The organism is Micromonospora sediminimaris (genome assembly GCF_016863575.1).
Classification (GTDB): domain Bacteria; phylum Actinomycetota; class Actinomycetes; order Mycobacteriales; family Micromonosporaceae; genus Micromonospora; species Micromonospora sediminimaris.
Map to the genome: position 1 here is coordinate 41,966 of NZ_BOPD01000029.1, position 15,236 is coordinate 57,201.

Consider the following 15,236-nt stretch of genomic DNA (forward strand, 5'->3'; position numbering starts at 1 on the left):
GTATGTCGACCGCGCCGTCTCCCGCACCGGGCACCACCAGGCGGGCCCTCGCGGCGGTGTACGCCGCCGGCGCCGGGTCCGCCGTCGGGACCCAGATGACGACGCTCGCGCTGCCGTGGCTGGTGCTGGAGAGCACCGGCTCGGCACCGCGGGCGGGTCTGGTCTTCGCCGTGTCGGTGCTTCCCATGGCGGTGCTCGGATTCGCGGGCGGCGAGGTCATCCAACGGTACGGCGCACGCCGAACCATGGTGGTCATCGACTTCGCGCAGTTCGTCGCCATCGGGTCGATACCTGCGCTGGCCGCATTGGGTCTGCTCAGCTTTCCCCTGCTCCTGACGATCGTCGCGGTGATCGGCGTGCTCGGAGTGCCCTACTTCGCCGCGCAACGCGACCTGGCCACCGAACTCGCCGGTCCGGACCCGAAGGCGCTGATGCGGGCGAACAGCGTGCTGGAAGGGTGCTTCAACATCGCCGCGTTGGCCGGCCCGGCCATAGCGGGCGTGCTGATCGCGACGCTCGGCGCGGACAAGGTGCTGTTGTTCGACGCCGTGACCTCGGCGGTGTCGGGTCTGCTGCTGTGGTGGTTTGTGCCGCGCACGCGGCGGACGGAGCCGGCGATGCCGGCTCCGCAGGAGCGGCAGACCCCGGACCACTCGGGAATCCTGGCCGGGGTACGCGCATTGCTCCGGGACGACTTCCTGCGACGGGTGATGGTCACGACCATCAGCTTCGGCTTCCTCATGCGGGTGCTGATGCTCGCGCTGCCGCTGCTGGCGTTCGCCCGCTTCGCCGGCGATGCCAGAGTCGGTGGGCTGCTGCTCTCCGGCTTCGGCGCCGGCGCGATCGCCGGGGCGGCGGTCAGCTATCTGATCGGCAGCCGGTTGTCCCCGACGATGGTCTTCGGGCTGGCCGCCTTCCAGCTCGTCCTGCCCTGGTGGGTGCTGCTGTTCGACGTGCCGGTGCCGGTCCTGGTCGCCGCGCTCGCGGTGTCCGGTGCGGCGCTTCCGTTGTCCAACGCCCCGTTCTTCAGCATCCTGGCCACCCGGTTCGCGGCGGACATCCGGGCGAAGGTCATCCAGGCGGTCATGACCATCAGCAACATCGCCGGCCCGCTGGGCTTCCTGGCCGGCGGGATGGCGATCGGCCGCTTCGGCGTGACGACGACCCTGCTCGTCCTCGCGGCTCTGTCCACCCTCGCGGCGGTCAACCTGGTGGTGGCGCTGCGGCACTTCGATCCGGTGGCGCCGACCAGCCCGCAGCCCGAGCCCGAGCCCGAGCCGGCGGCGGCAGCTGCTCGGTAGCCCGCTCCGGCGCGCCGCCAGCGGCGGGCCGGAGCGGGCAGCAGCACCCCGCGTGGGTCAGCTCACCCGATATGCGCTGAGAGCGTGATGTCCGGGCCGACGTCGGCCCGGACATCACCGTGTTGAGGGGATCGCCGCGGTCGGTCCCGGAAGCCGACTGCCTGGGCCCGTTGCAGTTCGACCTGGTGCGGGCGGCCCACCCCGGCGTGGGCGGCCCACCCGGATGAGCCAGCCGTGCCCGGCGTCCGGCACCCGGCGTCCGGCACCCGGCGTCCGGCGGCCGGCGGCCGTGTCTCGTGCCCGTGCCCGTGGCCCACACCCAGTGCCCGCGTCCGGGCTGACTGCGGCGAGGGCGACCCACCCGGTGACGAAACGTCAGCTACGCGCAGATGGGCGCGGTTGCCAATTCGCAACCGCGCCCATCAGGTGGCCGGTGGGGTGCGGGCCGGGGCCCGCGACCTGTCGGGTCGACGTCCTCAGGCCAGCGTCGACGGCGTTTCCGTCTCGATCGCCGCGACGGCCAGCAGCCGACCACTGGCCGAGTCGCGCAGTTCCAGGTCGGCGATCTCGGAGAGCGGGTCGGCGACGTTCTGCCACCGCCGGGCGGTGACGGTGAAGAGCGAGCCCAGGTCGGCGTTGCCGAAGAAACCCACCTTCTGATCGATCACCCGCCGCTGGAGGAACTGCCGCTCGGTGCGGCCGAGCCCACGCCACAGCCGCAACAACGCCGTGTCGAAGATCGAGAAGTACGAGGCGAAGTAGACCAGCCCGGCGCCGTTGATGTCCCGGACGGCGTCCAGTGCGTACTCGAAGGACAGCTCGCCCCCGGCGACAGCGAATCCCGGCGGCGCCGGGGCGAGGAAGCTGCCCGCACCGCGGGCGCGACCGACGAGCGTACGCGGTGAGAACTGGTTGGGAAGTCGTGGCAGGTCGGCGTTGTCGAAGCCGTGGGGGACGGTTTCGGACAGCACTCGGTTGCTGCCCGGATTGCCGCGCGCGATCCACCGGTTGAGCGTCTCCGCGTACATGCACTCCGGGTCCGGCGTCTCGTAGACCTCCGCCGGATCGAGGAACGCGGTGCCGAGGCCGGAGCCGGCGGGAGCGAGCCGATGCAACGTCAGCACCGAGCCACCGCCGAACTGGAAGACCCTCGACGTCACCTCAAGCTCGTCACCGAAGGCCAGGCCGTGCGGATGAACGACCTTCCCGCCCCGCACCCGGTAGTAGTAGAACGAGAGGTAGGTCGGTTCGCCTTCGGCGGTGCGGGCGGCGTGCACGTTGGTGCGGCAGGTCTCGGCCACCGATTCCCACGTCCAGTCGCCGATCCGCCCGAAGATCAGAGAGCCGCCGCTGCACATTCCCGGCGCGACGATCACCTTCCGGTGAAGGGCTGTGTTCTCGGGCATCATCTCAGCGCTCCAGTCGTGAGTAGTTCCGGTGCGTTGCGGACGCGCCATCGGTGTACCGCCGCGAGGAACGCGTCGTTGTCCGAGGGCGAACCGAGCGACACCCGGACGCCCTCCCCGTCGAAGACCCGCAGCTCGATTCCGGCCCGGGCACACCAACTACCGAACGGGCCCGCGTTCTCGCCGAGCCCGAGCCACAGGAAGTTCGCCTGGCTGGCCGGGACCGCGAAGCCGTCGGCCAGCAGCGCAGCCCGCACCCGGGTGCGCTCGGCGATCGTCTGCCGGACCCGCATCAGGAGCACGTCCTCAAGGGCGAGGGCGGCGACCGCCGCGTGCTGGGCTGGCGCGCTCACCGCAAAGGGCAGCGTCATCTCGCGCAGCGACGCCACGATGCGCGCCGCGCCGATGAGATAGCCGACCCGGAGCCCCGCCAGGCCGTACGCCTTCGAGAACGTGCGCAGGACCACCAGGTTGGGATACCTGTCGCACAGCGCGAGTCCACCGGCTCCCATCGGCTCGTCGACGTACTCGAAGTACGCCTCGTCGAGGGCGACCAGGCAGGTCGGCGGGACGCGATCGAGGAACGCGCGCAGCCGGTCCAGGCCGAGCAGCGTACCCGTGGGGTTGTTGGGGTTGCAGATGACGACCAGCCGGGTCGTGGCGGTGATGCGATCGGCCATGGCGGCGAGGTCGTGCACGTCGTCGGCGAGTGGCACCCGCTCCGACTGGATCCCCAGATGACCGGCGAGGATCGGGTAGTACTCGAAGGAACGCCAGGCGTAGACGGCCGTCGCACCCGGCCCGGCGAGCTGGAAAACCGCCTGGAGCAGCGCGCAGGATCCGGCGCCGATCGCCACCCGATCCGGTGCGACACCGTGCCGCCGGGCGAGCGCCGCGGTCAGGTCGGTGCAGGCCGGGTCGGGATAGCGGTTGACGTCCCGGCTGCTCGCCGCGACCGCGGCGACGATGTCCGGCAACGGGCCGTGCGGTGACTCGTTGCGCGACAGGGACCGGGTGACGGTCCGGGACGCTCCGGCGGTCGGCCCCGCGGCCTCACGCACGACAGCGCTCCGCGACCAGCTCGGCGATGTCACCGACCGTCGCGAGTTCCAGCAGCTCGTAGTCGGAGACGTGGACGTCCAACCGCTTGCTGAGCAGGTCCGACAGCTCGACCACGGCGAGGGAGTCGAGGCCGACCTCGACGCGATCGGCCGTGGCCACGACATCCTCGGTCCGCATCTGCAGATCCTCGACCAGGATGGTCTTGAGTTGGTCAAACATGGCTTGCCGTCCGTTCACGCTGACCCGTGGACCCGGCACGCAACGCGAGCGCCACGTCCTCGATGAGGTCCTCCTGCCCGGCCACCGCCTGTAGGCGGCCCAGTTCGAAGAAGACGTCGCGGGGATCGACGCCCTCCCGGGCGGCGACGTCCAGCACCCGGTTCTTGAACCCGGAGAACACCCCGGCGAGACCACTCACCACACCGATCGAGTCGATGGTGGGCGGCGCGGGCATCAGCTCCCGTGCGGCGATGTCCGCCGCGTCCAGCAGCCGATAGAGATCGATGCCGGTGTCGTAGCCCAGCCGTTCGAGCACGGGCACGAGAACTTCCAGCTGCGTGTTGCCGGCCCCCGCGCCGAACCCCCGGGCGCAGGCATCCAGGATCGTGGCGCCCGCCTCGGCGGCGGCGATGGAGTTCGCCACCGCCATACCGAGGTTGTTGTGCCCGTGGAAGATCACCGGCACGCTGACGGCGGACCGGATGGCCGCGATCCGCGTGCTCACGTCCTGCGGCAGGTAGTGGCCGGAGGAATCGAGGATGCCGACGCCTGTCGCACCGAACTCGACGAGCCGCGCACACTCCTCGGCCAGGCGCTCGGGACTGGCCATATGGCTCATCAGCAGCACGCCGTGTGCGTCGACGCCCGCGTCGCGCAGCAGCCCGAGGTGCCGTTCGGCCAGATCGCTCTCGGTGCAGTGGGTGCCGATGCGGACCAGGTCGACGTCGTACGAGACGGCCAGCCGGATGCTCTCGGTGGTGCCCCAGCCCGGCAGCATGAAGACGCCGAGCTTGGTGGTGGTCAACGCGTCCCGGACCACCGACAGCATCGCCTCGTCGCTGAGCAGGGCTCGGCCGGCTTGCAGGGACGAGGCGCCCAGGCCGTTGCCGTGCCCCACCTCGACGACGGGTACCCGGGCGGCGTCGGCAGCGGCAGCGTACGCCCGGAGTTGATCCCGCCCGAGCTGGTGGCGGACGGCGTGGTGCCCGTCGCGCAGCGTCGGGTCGTGGATCAGGATCGGTTGTCTCGGCGAACTTTCCGCAGCTTGCTGGCTCATGACACGACCTCCATGGCCTCGATCGGTCGGCGTTCCACCGCACAACGCTCGGCGACCCGGATCGCAGCCGAGTTGATGATGTCGAGGTTGCCCGCGTAGGCGGGAATCTGGTCGCCTGCGGAGGTCACCTCCACGGCGATGAACGCCTTGTTGTCGTTCACGATGCAACTCGTCACGGTGTAGCCGGTGGCGAAGGCACGGACGTCGGCGGCGGCGGACGCCACGAGCGGGTGCACCGACTCGTGGGTCAGCCCCTCGCCGATCAGCGACATGGCCACCCTGAAGGTCGCCGGAGGACGAGCCGGGCTGACGTTGAGGATGGCCTTCACGTCCCCCACACCGGTGAACTCGCGGAGCGCGTCCTGAGTGGTCTCGACGTACTCGTCGAGGTTGAGCCTGGTCCCGCGACCGACGCTGAGCGTCGCCGCGGTCGCGACCACCTCCACGTAGTCGATGCGGTGGGCTCGGGTGATCGCTCGTACGATCGGCACCGATGCCTGCCCACCGCAGCTCACCATGTTCAGGTCGCGGTGCGCGGCGACCTCCGCGCCGTTGACTGTGGGGACGACCATCCGCCCGATCCGGCTGGGTGTGAGGTCGATCAGCAGCGTGCCGAGCGGTGTCAGCGTCTCCGCGTGCTCGGCGTGCGAGCCGGCGTTGGTGGCGTCGAAGACCACGTCGAGCGGTTCGTCGAGGTCGGCAAGGGACGACAGGCCCCGGCTGGCGACCGGCAGCCCCAGCCGAGCGGCCCGCTTGAGGCCCGGGCTGTCGGCCGTCCGGCCGGCGACGAGGCGAAGGTCCAGTGCGGCGGACCGCTCGACTTTCACCGCCAGGTCGACGCCGATGAGCCCGGCGCCGAGCACCCCAACTGACAGCCGTCGTTCTGAATTCATCGAGGGGATCGCCTTCCTACCCGCGTCGGGGCTACGTGTTCGTGACGTGCAGAGTGACCGAGCCCAGGTGATCGAATTCGGCGGTGTAGGTGTCACCGGGGCTCAACGGGACTACGGCGTGCAGGGCACCGGTCATGATCAACTGGCCGGCCTCCAGCGTGACGCCACTCTCGCCCAGCAGGTTCGCCAGCAGCGCCACCACCGCCACCGGGTCGCCGAGGGCGTCGGCGCCCTGACCGGACGCGACCAACTCCCCGTTGCGGCGGAAGGCCATTCGCACGCGCCGGTAGTCCAGCTCCGCGCTGGCCGGGATCGAACGTCCCAGCACGGCCGCGCCGTTCGAGGCGAGGTCGGCGATGGTGTCGCCCAGCCGGATGCGCCAATCCGTGATCCGGGAGTCGACGATCTCAAGACCCGCAATGACCTCGCCGATCGCCGCGTGGGCCTGCTCCACGGTGACGCCGGGACCGGTCAACGGCCTCGCCAGCCGAAAGACGATCTCGGCTTCCACCTTCGGCGAGATGAACTCGCCGCGGGCGAAGCTCGCACCGTCCGCGCGGACGGTCGAGGCGAACACCGGGCCGTAGTCCGGGGCGTGGACTCCGAACATCTCCTGCATCGAGGCGGAGGTGAGCCCGGCCTTGTAACCGATCACCCGTTCGCCGTCAGCGATCAGCAGTTCGGTCAGCCGGCGCTGGACGGCGTATCCGCCGGCCGCGTCGAGCGTGGGGCAGGCATCGGTGAACGGAGCGATCGGCACGCGGTTGCTCCGAGCCTCGTACAGAGCCATGGCCATGCGCTCGGCGTCGTGCTCCGCGAGGGCCGCTGCTCCGCCGTTCCGGCTCATCGCGTGGCCACGAAGAGGCGGCTGCCGGGCATCCCCAGGGCGGTGCTGGTCACCTCGGAGAAACCGGCCTGCCGGAAGTGTTCGCACCACCGGTCCTCGGTCGGCAGCCGTACGTCCATCGAGCTCTCGTGCAGGTAGCTGAACAGGGCGCTGAAGGCGCGCTCGCCCGGCCTGTCCACGTACGGCACCGCGTCGGTGACCACTAGGCAGCCGCCGTCGGCGAGATGCTCGCGGCACGCCCGCAGGACGCCCGCGAAGACCTCGGGATGCTGAGCGACATCGTGCATGACGAAGCCGGCGTGGATGATGTCCGCGCCGTCGAGTGGGGCGGGGTCGTCGACGAGCGTCTCGACGGACCGGTTGACCACCGTGAGCCGGTCGTCCACCTGGGCGTGGCGACCGGCGCGTTCGGCCTCCTCGCACGCCCCCGCGCTGAGGTCCAGCGCCACGCCGGTGCTGGTGGGCAGCTCGGTCAGCAGCCGGATCAGCAGCGCGCCCGCGCCGGAGCCGAGATCGACGATGTGTCGGGGCTTGCGGCTGATGATCTCGGACAACACCCCGGGATAGAAACCGCGCGAGCCGATCCAGCGGGACGACACCGCCACCCGTCGACCGTCGCGCTGGTGCTGGCGGCCGGCCGCGTCCGGCTCACGCAGAAACCGCTCCGCGTGATCGATGTACGGCCGGTTCGCGCTGAGCGACCAGGAGAGGTAGCCCGCCTCGTACCGCCGGTCCGCGAGCTCCGCGCAGGGCGTGAACGGCCCGGTCTCGGCGTCGCGCTCCAGCAGCCCGGCGGCGGACATGGCGCGCAGCAAGAGGGCAGCGCGATCTTCGGGAACGCCCGTCGCGGTCGTTGCCTCGGCCAGCGTGAATGGGGTTCCGCGATCGAGTAGCGGCGAAAGCCCTACATTCTCGGCGATCTCCAAGAGAGTGGCGTTCGCCGCGAGGTCTGCGGCGATGTCACTGACGTCAGAACTAATCACTTGTTCACCCACATCCTGCTGATCCGACGATTTTTCGGTACCGAACCTTGCTCGTTCCGATCCGTGTCCGTCCAGGTAGAGGACGGGCGGCCTTCATCAACCGCTCTCACCGCAACGGCGGAAATCGACGTTCTCCGCACGGATCCACAACGGTTGTAAATGTGCCACGGAAACACGGACCGCCTGCAGAGAAGAATCGGCAGACATGCGGGAAGGCTGCCGCCCCGGGTCGGCCCGCCGATGTAGCCGGCCGTCGCGTTGCGGGCAGGACGACCGGCGCTGGCGCGACGATGGCGAGTCGATGCTCCGCTATCAGGTTGTGCCGGCGGCCGACAGCGAGTCGACAGCGACTCGACAGCGACCAGTTAGTTCGTCGCGGAACCATCCGGCCAGGACATTCCGACGCCACGCCACGCCCCGGCGTGACGAAGAAGGAGGCGTGATGGGCGAACCGATGTGGGTCAACGTCATGGCGACCGACCCCGTGCTGGAAGCGGGCGTGACGAGCGCGATGCTCGGGTGCCCGGACATCGCTGTGGTGACGACGCGGGAGAGGGCGGCGGTCACGGTCCTGGTGGTCGACCAACTGGGCCAGGACGCGCTGGATACGGTGCGGGCCGTCCGCGCCGGTGCGGACCGGCCCGAGGTGGTGCTCGTCGTGCCCGAGGTGGAGCCGGCTGACGCGCTGCGAGCCATCGCGGCGGGTGCCCGCGGCCTGCTTCGGCGCCGGGAGGCGACCGCGGAGCGGCTCACCCGCACCGTGCTGGCCGCCGGTGAGGGGGACTGCACGGTTTCGCCGGACATGCTCGACCGGTTGCTCGCCGCGCCGGCCGCTCCGGCCGGCACCCTGGCGTCGAACATCAGCGACCGCGAGCGCGCGGTGCTGCGGCTGATCGCCGAGGGCCGGGAGACCGGCGAGATCGCCAAGGAACTGTGCTACTCGACGCGCACCGTGACCAGTGTCGTGCACGACATCACGCGACGATTCCGGCTGCGCAACCGGGCCCACGCGGTGGCCTTCGCCCTGCGGGCCGGAATGTTGTGAACGGCGAACAGGAGAAGATCATGATGGCCTTGACCGCACACGTGGTGGCCCCGAACGCGACCATCCGGGCCGAGGTGCTGGCCGCGCTGCGGCGTGCCGGTGTCACACCCGTGCCCGACCCGCACGAATCACCGGACACCGTCGTCGTCACGGCGGTCGACACGGTGCACGAGGCGCTGACGGCGTGCCCGTCGCGGCCCACGACACAGCGGACGCTGCTGGTCGCGGACCGCTTCTCACCGACGGACGTGGTACGCGTACTGCGTTCGGGGACCCTGGTGATGCTCCGCTTCGCCGACGTCACACCGAGCCGACTGGCCGCCGCCGTGCGGGCCGCCCGGGACGGGGAGGTCCGGTTGCCGCACGAGGTGCTGGTCGGGGTGCTCGGTGGCAGCGGCACGCCGAGCCAGGCCGAAACGTCCCGCGCGGCCGGCCGGTCGCCGCTGACGCCCCGTCAGACGAGGGTGCTCGCGTTGATGGCCGAGGGCCAGGACAACGCGATGATCGCCCGGTCGTTGCTGTGTTCCAACCACACCGTGAAGAACGTCATCTACGACATGATGGCGCGGTTGCAGGTCCGCAACCGCGCCCACGCGGTGGCCTGTGGGGTAGCGACCGGGTTGATCTGAGCCCCCCTCGTCCGCGGCTGCACACCGGCGTGCAGCCGCGGACGTGTCATTCAGGTGCGGCCACCGGCCGGCACCCGGTCACCGATGACCCGCAACAGATCGGCCGGCTCGGTCGAATAGCTCAATCCGGACCCGGGCAACTGCACCAGATCGGTGTCTCCGTACGCCGACCAGCCGGCCATCACCTCCGCCTCGATGCCCTGGTCCAGCCACCGAATCGCGGTCAGCGGACAGCGCAGCGGCGCCGGACGGGGCACCTGATAGGCCCGCAACGCGGTCAGTTCGGCCCGGAGCGCCCGTACGCCGGCCGCGACGATCGACGGCAGCGGAATGGTGCCCATCGCCACTGCGGTCGCCAGCACCCGCTCGGTCAGTTCGTCGTCGGTCGGTTCGGTGTGCGCCTCGCCGGCATAGCGGCGGAGGTACTGGGGTGCGGGACAGCCCGACACGAACAGGCGCAGCGGTGCCGGCGCGCCCCGCCGGTCCAGCTCGACCGCGACCTGGTAGCCGAGCAGCGCGGCACCCTCGTGGCCGAACAACGCGAACTTCTCGATCCCTAGGCGCTTGAGGTCCGCCACGAGCTCCGCGGCCCGCTCCGGCAGCCCTGGCGGAGGCTGGGCCGAAGACCGCGTGCCCGGTGCGTCGCCGTCCGGGTCGCCCACGACGGGCGGGCGGACGACGCACCAGGGGCCGACGGTGTCGGGCCACCGGTCGAACTGGAAGTCGCCGTTACCGGCGCTGGGTATGCAGATCAGCGCTGCGGTGCCGACATGCGGAGCGGTCCGCTGGTCCAACCATGAGGCCATGAGGAGGGTCGCCTTCGTTGACGGAGAGTAGGCAATTCTTGCTCAACCGTCGTCCCGGGCACCTCCACACCGCTATCGCCGATCGGGTAGGCAGCGGCCGGCGAGGAAAGCGTCGTGATGGGGAGCCGAAAACGGCCGGCCATAGCTTCGTTTCTGTCGGCGGCAGCCGGCACAAGAGCCGAAGCAGACAAGGGGTATCGAGTTGTTGGTTTCAAAGGTTTCCGGTCCGCGCCTGATCGTCTCGTCGCCCACCTCGGTGGTCGCTGTCGCCGGTGACACGCCGTGGGGATGATCAGTCTCTCCCGGTCCGGCCGACGGAGGGCCGCCGCAGCGGTGTCCCTCCGTCGGTCAGGTGCCACCTTCCTCACGCAGCCGGAAATGGTTCGGCCATCGCCACGGCTATCTTTCGTGGTCCGGTGAACGGCTCACGGGCGTGAGCCGCGAGCATGTTGTCGACGATCAGTACGTCGTCGCGCTCCCAGTCGAAGCGGCGCTGGGCGGCTCGGTAACAGTCGCGCAGGTGCGCCACGACCTCGTCGGGGATTCGCCCGCCGTCGCCGTAGTACGTGTTGGTGGGCAGGTCCGCCTCGTCGAACATCTCCCGCAGGCCCTCGCAGTCCTCCTCGGGCAGCGTGGTCACGTGGAAGAACGTGAGGTGGTTGAACCAGACGGTCTCGCCGGTCACCGGGTGCTGGTGCACCGCCCGGCGGCGGGCCGTCGTACGCAGGCCGTTGGTCCCGACCCACTGGACCTCCACACCGCTACGCGCGCAGTAGCGCTCCACCTCGGCCCGGTCGGTGGTGTTGAACGCCTGCTGCCATGGCACCCCGAAGCCCTCGGTGAAGTTGCGTACCACGGTCCAGCCGCGCCGGGTGAACTCCTCAAGCACGCTCGGATCGATCGACCGTAGGATCCGGCGGGTGTCGGCCAGCGGCGTGGCGCCCTGCGTGTCGGGCGGCGTGATGCAGTAGAAGAACAGCGTCAGCGGCCAGGTCGCCTGGTACGAGTTCTCGTTGTGCAGGAAGATTTCTTCGGTCGGTGGGTAGTCCGTCGAGGTGTAGACCTGGCCCTCGATGGTGCTACGCGGCGACGACCGCTCGGCGTAGGACAGCGGCGCACCGGACACCGCCCGGACGACCCGTTCGAACCCGCTGACGCTGCCGATGTCGAAGCCACGTAGCAGGACCGCGCCGTTGGTGCGCAGCTGCCGACGGACCGATTCCCGCATCTCGGCGATCTGACTCTCGGCCGGTACGCCACTGCTGGGCGCGGTCAGCACGGCGGGCAGTGGCGACTCGTCGCTCGATACCGCGGGTGTGAGGCGTACGGGCGTGATGTTGCTGGTGGTCACCGTCGGCTCCCTTCATTGCATCTGGTGGTCGGGTCGGATCAGCAGGGCCCGGGGTCGCCGGTCCCGACGGTTCGACCGGATCCCTGGGAGCACACGTCGCGCCAGGCGGCCGGGTCGTCAGGGTCGTCCGGAACGCGTTCGCAGATGACGTAGTGCCGTGGTGTCATCGCCGTCGGATACGCCTTCACCGCTGCCAGGCAGGCGGCGTGGGCCTGTTCGGGGGTGCGGATGGCCTCGGTCCGCGCCAGGTGAGCGACCAACGGCAGGCCGTCCACCTCCGCGAAGATCCGGGCACCTGTCGACGGCAGGTTGTCGTCGAGCAACCGTTGCACCTCGGCCAACTCGATCCAGCAACCGTCCACGAGCCGCCAGCCGGGGCCCCGCTGCACCGGGCTGAGCGGAATCGAGTCGCGGATCCCCCGGGCGCCGAGGTCAGCGGATCCGGCCGCGATCAACAGGTTCTCGACCGCCAGGAGCAGCGATTCGACCTCGTCGTCGGGGATGCGGCCGGTGTCACTGCTCCAGCAGCCGAGACGCAACTGCCCGTCGGTGCCGTAGAGGTCGAAGCGGATCAGCGTGGTCCCGGCGGGCATCGGCTGCCGCCGCAGCTGCGTCGTGCGTCGCGCGGCGACCAGCTCATCCGGCGTGGGTACCGGTGCCGTGGCCCGGCCGGCGGCCCGACCGGACTCGATGACAAGGTTGTTGAACAGGGGTTCGCAATCGAACACGACGCCACGCTCGTGCTCGATCCGGCGGGCGATGGCACTCTGCCGGTCCACGTCGTAACGGCCGTGTCGGCTCGCGTCGACCACAGCGGCCCACGCCTGCCGGACCAGCCGGTCGAAGGTGGTGTCACTGACCGTGAGCGTGATCGACGCGAGCTGCGCGAGGCTGCCGACGTGTTGCCGAAGGTGCGGCTCGAAGCGATTGGCGGACAGGGTGGGGAGCACGAGTTCCCGGACGCCGGTCCGGTGCGAGAGCACCGCGCCGATCGCCGCCAGCACGACGCTGGCGCGACTCGTCCTGGTGCGCGCCGTCACCGCCCGCAACGCCATCCCGGCTGCGGTGGAGGTCATCTCGACGGAGACCGACCCGGTGCCGGCGGCGACCCGCGGGACCGGGTACAGGCACTGCGGCATGCGGGAGAACCGCTCTTTCCAGTAGCTGAGAACCGTTTCCTCGTGCCGCAGGGCCTTGGGCGTACGTTCCAGGGCGGCCAGGTCCAACGGCTGGATCGGTGGTCCGCCGGCCGGTCGTGCACCGCGGTCACGGATCAGGTCGGCGAATTCCCGCTTGATGATCTCCATGGCCTGATAGTCGACCGCGAGATGCGAGCAGCCGATCACCGCGGCCTGCACCACCTCGGCGGAGCTGGTGGACGCGTCACCGGAGGACACCGCGAGGGCGACCCGGACCGGCAGTTCGCCGATGCGGTACGCGCCCGCGGCGCGCAACCGCCGGGTAAGGTCCCGGGCCAGGCTGGCCCGGTCGACGAGCTGTGGGTCAGCGGCCTCGATCGCGTAAACCTCCACGACAAGCTCGCCGGTGGCCTGCACGAACTGCTGTGGCTCGGCGCCGTCCAGGTAGGTCGTACGGAGTCCTTCGTGCCGTTCGATCAGGACCGCGAGTGCCTGGGCGACGTCATCGACAACGGTCGCGGCCGGAACGTCGAGTTCCCCCGCGACGGCCGCGAAGAACTGCTCCGACTCACGACGCAGCCACTGCAGGATGTTGTACTGGCCGATGTTGAGGGGCCCCTCGGCCGACCGTGTTCCACTGAACCGCACGGTCACCGACGGCCGCGGGACCAGGGTCACCGATCGAGCCCGACGCCGGGGCGCGCGGGTTCCGGTTGCCTGGTGGGTCCGCGTCGTCCGGATGCTCGGCGCGGCACTGTCGATGTGCCCTGGTGAGACCATGTGCGCAACGCTATTGAGCGCTCCGCGCCGCGCAGTAGAGAAGGACCGGCAGCGACTCGGGGTCGGGTCGTGTGCGTTGTTCTGCCGGTTGTTCTCTGCGTACGGCGACCCGGGCGGGCCATCATCGACCTGCGTCCATCACGTGTGCGCCGGCCAGGTCTGCCGGGTGGGTCTGCGTCTCGTCCACCTCGGCCGGCTCGTCCGGCAGGTCGCCGACCGCCGGGTGGATGACGACGTACTCGATTGTGGGAGGCTCGAATGAGCGTATCGATCCGTCAGCGGATCACCGATATCGCGGAGATGTCAGCCGATCGGCCTGCGGTCGTCGGCTTCGACGAGAACTCCGTCGAGCAGGTACTGACGTGGCGGGAGTTGGCCGAGCGGAGCGGCCGGCGGGCGGACGCGCTTGTGGATGCCGCCGCTCGGGGGACCGGTCCGGGCGTGGTCGCGATCGAGGCGAACAACACGATCCAGTCGGTGGTCGACATCGTGGCCGTCCTCTCCGCGGAACTGCCACTGCTGCCGCTGAACCCGGCCTCGCCCGTACCCGAGCGGGAGAAGCTGCTCAACTTCATCGGCCAGACGTACGGACGGGCCGAGCTCATCGCCGCAGAGGCCGACGCCGAGGCCGGCGCGGGACGACCGGCGCGGTCGCCGGCGGCGATGGCCAGCCGAATCGCCTACCTGCTGCCCACCGGCGGCAGTTCCGGCCGGCCGAAGATCGCGATTCGGCCCGGACCACTCGGCTACGATCCGCACCAGGTGCCGTTGCCCCTGCGCCGTCGCGCCGGCTGGCGCGCCGGTCAGCGGCAGCTGATTCTCGGCCCGCTGCACCACGCGGCCCCGTTCACCACGCTGCTGGACGGGCTCCTCGACGGCAACACCACAATTCTGCCGCCGTACTTCCTGCCGGCCTGGACGGTGGAGCTGGTCGAGCGCTACGCGGTGGAATGGATCCAGCTCACCCCGGCACACATGCGCACCATCCTGATGCTTCTCGAGCCCGATCCGGCGTCCTTCGCCAGTGTGCGTACGGTGATGCACACGGCCGCGTCGTGCGACTCGTTCACCAAGAAGCGGTGGATCGAGCTGGTCGGGCCGCAACACCTGTACGAGGTGTACAGCTCGACCGAGAACGTCGGCGGCACCCTGGTGCGTGGGGACGAATGGCAACAACGGCCGGGCACGGTGGGCCGGGGATTCTTCACGAAGATCAGCATCAGGGACGACGCCGGGAACCGGCTGGGCCCGGGACAGACCGGCAAGGTGTTCATGCGCGCCGGTCGGGTCTCCAGAGGAGACGCCTACCTGGGCAGCCAGGTGCTGGAAACGACGGCCGACGGTTTCGCCAGCGTCGGCGACTTCGGATGGCTCGACGAGGACGGCTATCTGTTCCTCGCCCCCCGTCGGCACGACGTGATCAACGTGGGCGGTGAGAAGGTCTACCCGAACGAGGTCGAGGCGCAGTTGCTGGAGCACCCCGCGGTGCTGGACGCCGTGGTGGTGGCGGCCGAGGACGAGGTGCTGGGCGCTACGGTCGGCGCCTACGTCGTCTGCCGGCCGGGAGCCTCGGTCAGCACCGGTGAGCTGATGGCGCACTGCCGGGCTGGTCTGGTCAACTACAAGGTGCCGACGCGGGTCACGTTCGTCGATCAGGTGCCGCGTTCGGCGGCCGGGAAGCTCGAACGTTGGCGGCTGGCCGGCCAGCGGGGCTGATC

General features: G+C 70.2%; 14 protein-coding genes. 4 read left to right on the forward strand and 10 right to left on the reverse strand.

What is annotated here, in order from left to right; genetic code table 11:
• Positions 1-2: 2 nt before the first annotated feature.
• On the forward strand, positions 3-1,301 hold the full coding sequence (locus tag Vse01_RS22305) for an MFS transporter (RefSeq protein WP_093402973.1): 1,299 nt from the start codon (positions 3-5) through the stop codon (positions 1,299-1,301).
• A 476-nt stretch (positions 1,302-1,777) separates the two neighbouring features.
• Here the strand turns inward: Vse01_RS22305 and Vse01_RS22310 are convergent, their stop codons facing one another.
• Genes Vse01_RS22310 through Vse01_RS22335 form a run of 7 tightly spaced genes read right to left on the reverse strand, consistent with a single transcriptional unit; the run spans position 1,778 to position 7,588 of the window.
• Positions 1,778-2,707, reverse strand: coding sequence for an LnmK family bifunctional acyltransferase/decarboxylase (locus Vse01_RS22310; RefSeq protein ID WP_239104299.1), 930 nt, complete (start codon positions 2,705-2,707; stop codon positions 1,778-1,780).
• Positions 2,707-3,768 (reverse strand): histidinol-phosphate transaminase, encoded by a 1,062-nt coding sequence (locus Vse01_RS22315; RefSeq protein ID WP_232511156.1) that lies wholly within the window; start codon positions 3,766-3,768, stop codon positions 2,707-2,709. Before Vse01_RS22315 ends, Vse01_RS22310 begins: the two co-directional genes overlap by 1 nt.
• Positions 3,761-3,988 carry an acyl carrier protein gene (locus Vse01_RS29460; RefSeq protein ID WP_232511157.1) on the reverse strand — a complete coding sequence of 76 codons (228 nt, stop codon included), beginning with the start codon at positions 3,986-3,988 and terminating at the stop codon, positions 3,761-3,763. The genes Vse01_RS22315 and Vse01_RS29460 overlap by 8 nt, the downstream gene beginning before the upstream one ends.
• The gene (dmpG, locus tag Vse01_RS22320) at positions 3,981-5,045 is read right to left on the reverse strand and encodes a 4-hydroxy-2-oxovalerate aldolase (RefSeq protein WP_093402977.1); all 1,065 of its coding nucleotides are present in this window, start codon (positions 5,043-5,045) and stop codon (positions 3,981-3,983) included. Before dmpG ends, Vse01_RS29460 begins: the two co-directional genes overlap by 8 nt.
• Positions 5,042-5,938 carry an acetaldehyde dehydrogenase (acetylating) gene (locus Vse01_RS22325; protein WP_093402979.1) on the reverse strand — a complete coding sequence of 299 codons (897 nt, stop codon included), beginning with the start codon at positions 5,936-5,938 and terminating at the stop codon, positions 5,042-5,044. Before Vse01_RS22325 ends, dmpG begins: the two co-directional genes overlap by 4 nt.
• 31 nt (positions 5,939-5,969) lie before the next feature.
• Positions 5,970-6,785, reverse strand: coding sequence for a 2-keto-4-pentenoate hydratase (locus Vse01_RS22330; protein ID WP_239104302.1), 816 nt, complete (start codon positions 6,783-6,785; stop codon positions 5,970-5,972).
• Positions 6,782-7,588: a class I SAM-dependent methyltransferase gene (locus Vse01_RS22335; RefSeq protein ID WP_093402982.1), complete on the reverse strand. Its 807-nt coding sequence runs from the start codon at positions 7,586-7,588 to the stop codon at positions 6,782-6,784. Before Vse01_RS22335 ends, Vse01_RS22330 begins: the two co-directional genes overlap by 4 nt.
• A gap of 622 nt (positions 7,589-8,210) precedes the next feature.
• Here Vse01_RS22335 and Vse01_RS22340 point away from each other — a divergent pair.
• Both Vse01_RS22340 and Vse01_RS22345 read left to right on the forward strand, forming a co-directional pair.
• Entirely contained in the window at positions 8,211-8,813 is a 603-nt protein-coding gene (locus Vse01_RS22340; protein ID WP_093402983.1) for a helix-turn-helix transcriptional regulator, read from the forward strand.
• Positions 8,814-8,833: 20 nt separating this feature from the next.
• Positions 8,834-9,442 (forward strand): helix-turn-helix transcriptional regulator, encoded by a 609-nt coding sequence (locus Vse01_RS22345; RefSeq protein ID WP_232511159.1) that lies wholly within the window; start codon positions 8,834-8,836, stop codon positions 9,440-9,442.
• A gap of 50 nt (positions 9,443-9,492) precedes the next feature.
• Here the strand turns inward: Vse01_RS22345 and Vse01_RS22350 are convergent, their stop codons facing one another.
• The 3 genes from Vse01_RS22350 to Vse01_RS22360 all read right to left on the reverse strand — a co-directional run bounded on the left by Vse01_RS22350 (position 9,493) and on the right by Vse01_RS22360 (position 13,416).
• The gene (locus Vse01_RS22350) at positions 9,493-10,248 is read right to left on the reverse strand and encodes a thioesterase II family protein (RefSeq protein ID WP_093402985.1); all 756 of its coding nucleotides are present in this window, start codon (positions 10,246-10,248) and stop codon (positions 9,493-9,495) included.
• Positions 10,249-10,612: 364 nt separating this feature from the next.
• On the reverse strand, positions 10,613-11,536 hold the full coding sequence (locus tag Vse01_RS22355; RefSeq protein ID WP_444980323.1) for a TauD/TfdA family dioxygenase: 924 nt from the start codon (positions 11,534-11,536) through the stop codon (positions 10,613-10,615).
• 101 nt (positions 11,537-11,637) lie between these two features.
• A complete protein-coding gene (locus Vse01_RS22360; protein ID WP_170863374.1) occupies positions 11,638-13,416 on the reverse strand; it encodes a condensation domain-containing protein in 1,779 nt (592 codons plus the stop codon).
• A gap of 360 nt (positions 13,417-13,776) precedes the next feature.
• Here Vse01_RS22360 and Vse01_RS22365 point away from each other — a divergent pair, with 360 nt between their 5' ends.
• Positions 13,777-15,234: a class I adenylate-forming enzyme family protein gene (locus Vse01_RS22365; RefSeq protein ID WP_093402988.1), complete on the forward strand. Its 1,458-nt coding sequence runs from the start codon at positions 13,777-13,779 to the stop codon at positions 15,232-15,234.
• Positions 15,235-15,236: the final 2 nt, after the last annotated feature.

What these genes read in the sequence shown, in the direction of transcription:
- Vse01_RS22305 (WP_093402973.1), top strand. Translation starts at nt 3, where the DNA reads ATGTCGACCGCGCCGTCTCCCGCACCGGGCACCACCAGGCGGGCCCTC.
- Vse01_RS22310 (WP_239104299.1), bottom strand. Translation starts at nt 2,707, where the DNA reads ATGCCCGAGAACACAGCCCTTCACCGGAAGGTGATCGTCGCGCCGGGA.
- Vse01_RS29460 (WP_232511157.1), bottom strand. Translation starts at nt 3,988, where the DNA reads ATGTTTGACCAACTCAAGACCATCCTGGTCGAGGATCTGCAGATGCGG.
- dmpG (WP_093402977.1), bottom strand. Translation starts at nt 5,045, where the DNA reads ATGAGCCAGCAAGCTGCGGAAAGTTCGCCGAGACAACCGATCCTGATC.
- Vse01_RS22325 (WP_093402979.1), bottom strand. Translation starts at nt 5,938, where the DNA reads ATGAATTCAGAACGACGGCTGTCAGTTGGGGTGCTCGGCGCCGGGCTC.
- Vse01_RS22330 (WP_239104302.1), bottom strand. Translation starts at nt 6,785, where the DNA reads ATGAGCCGGAACGGCGGAGCAGCGGCCCTCGCGGAGCACGACGCCGAG.
- Vse01_RS22335 (WP_093402982.1), bottom strand. Translation starts at nt 7,588, where the DNA reads ATGTCCGCCGCCGGGCTGCTGGAGCGCGACGCCGAGACCGGGCCGTTC.
- Vse01_RS22340 (WP_093402983.1), top strand. Translation starts at nt 8,211, where the DNA reads ATGGGCGAACCGATGTGGGTCAACGTCATGGCGACCGACCCCGTGCTG.
- Vse01_RS22345 (WP_232511159.1), top strand. Translation starts at nt 8,834, where the DNA reads ATGATGGCCTTGACCGCACACGTGGTGGCCCCGAACGCGACCATCCGG.
- Vse01_RS22350 (WP_093402985.1), bottom strand. Translation starts at nt 10,248, where the DNA reads ATGGCCTCATGGTTGGACCAGCGGACCGCTCCGCATGTCGGCACCGCA.
- Vse01_RS22365 (WP_093402988.1), top strand. Translation starts at nt 13,777, where the DNA reads ATGAGCGTATCGATCCGTCAGCGGATCACCGATATCGCGGAGATGTCA.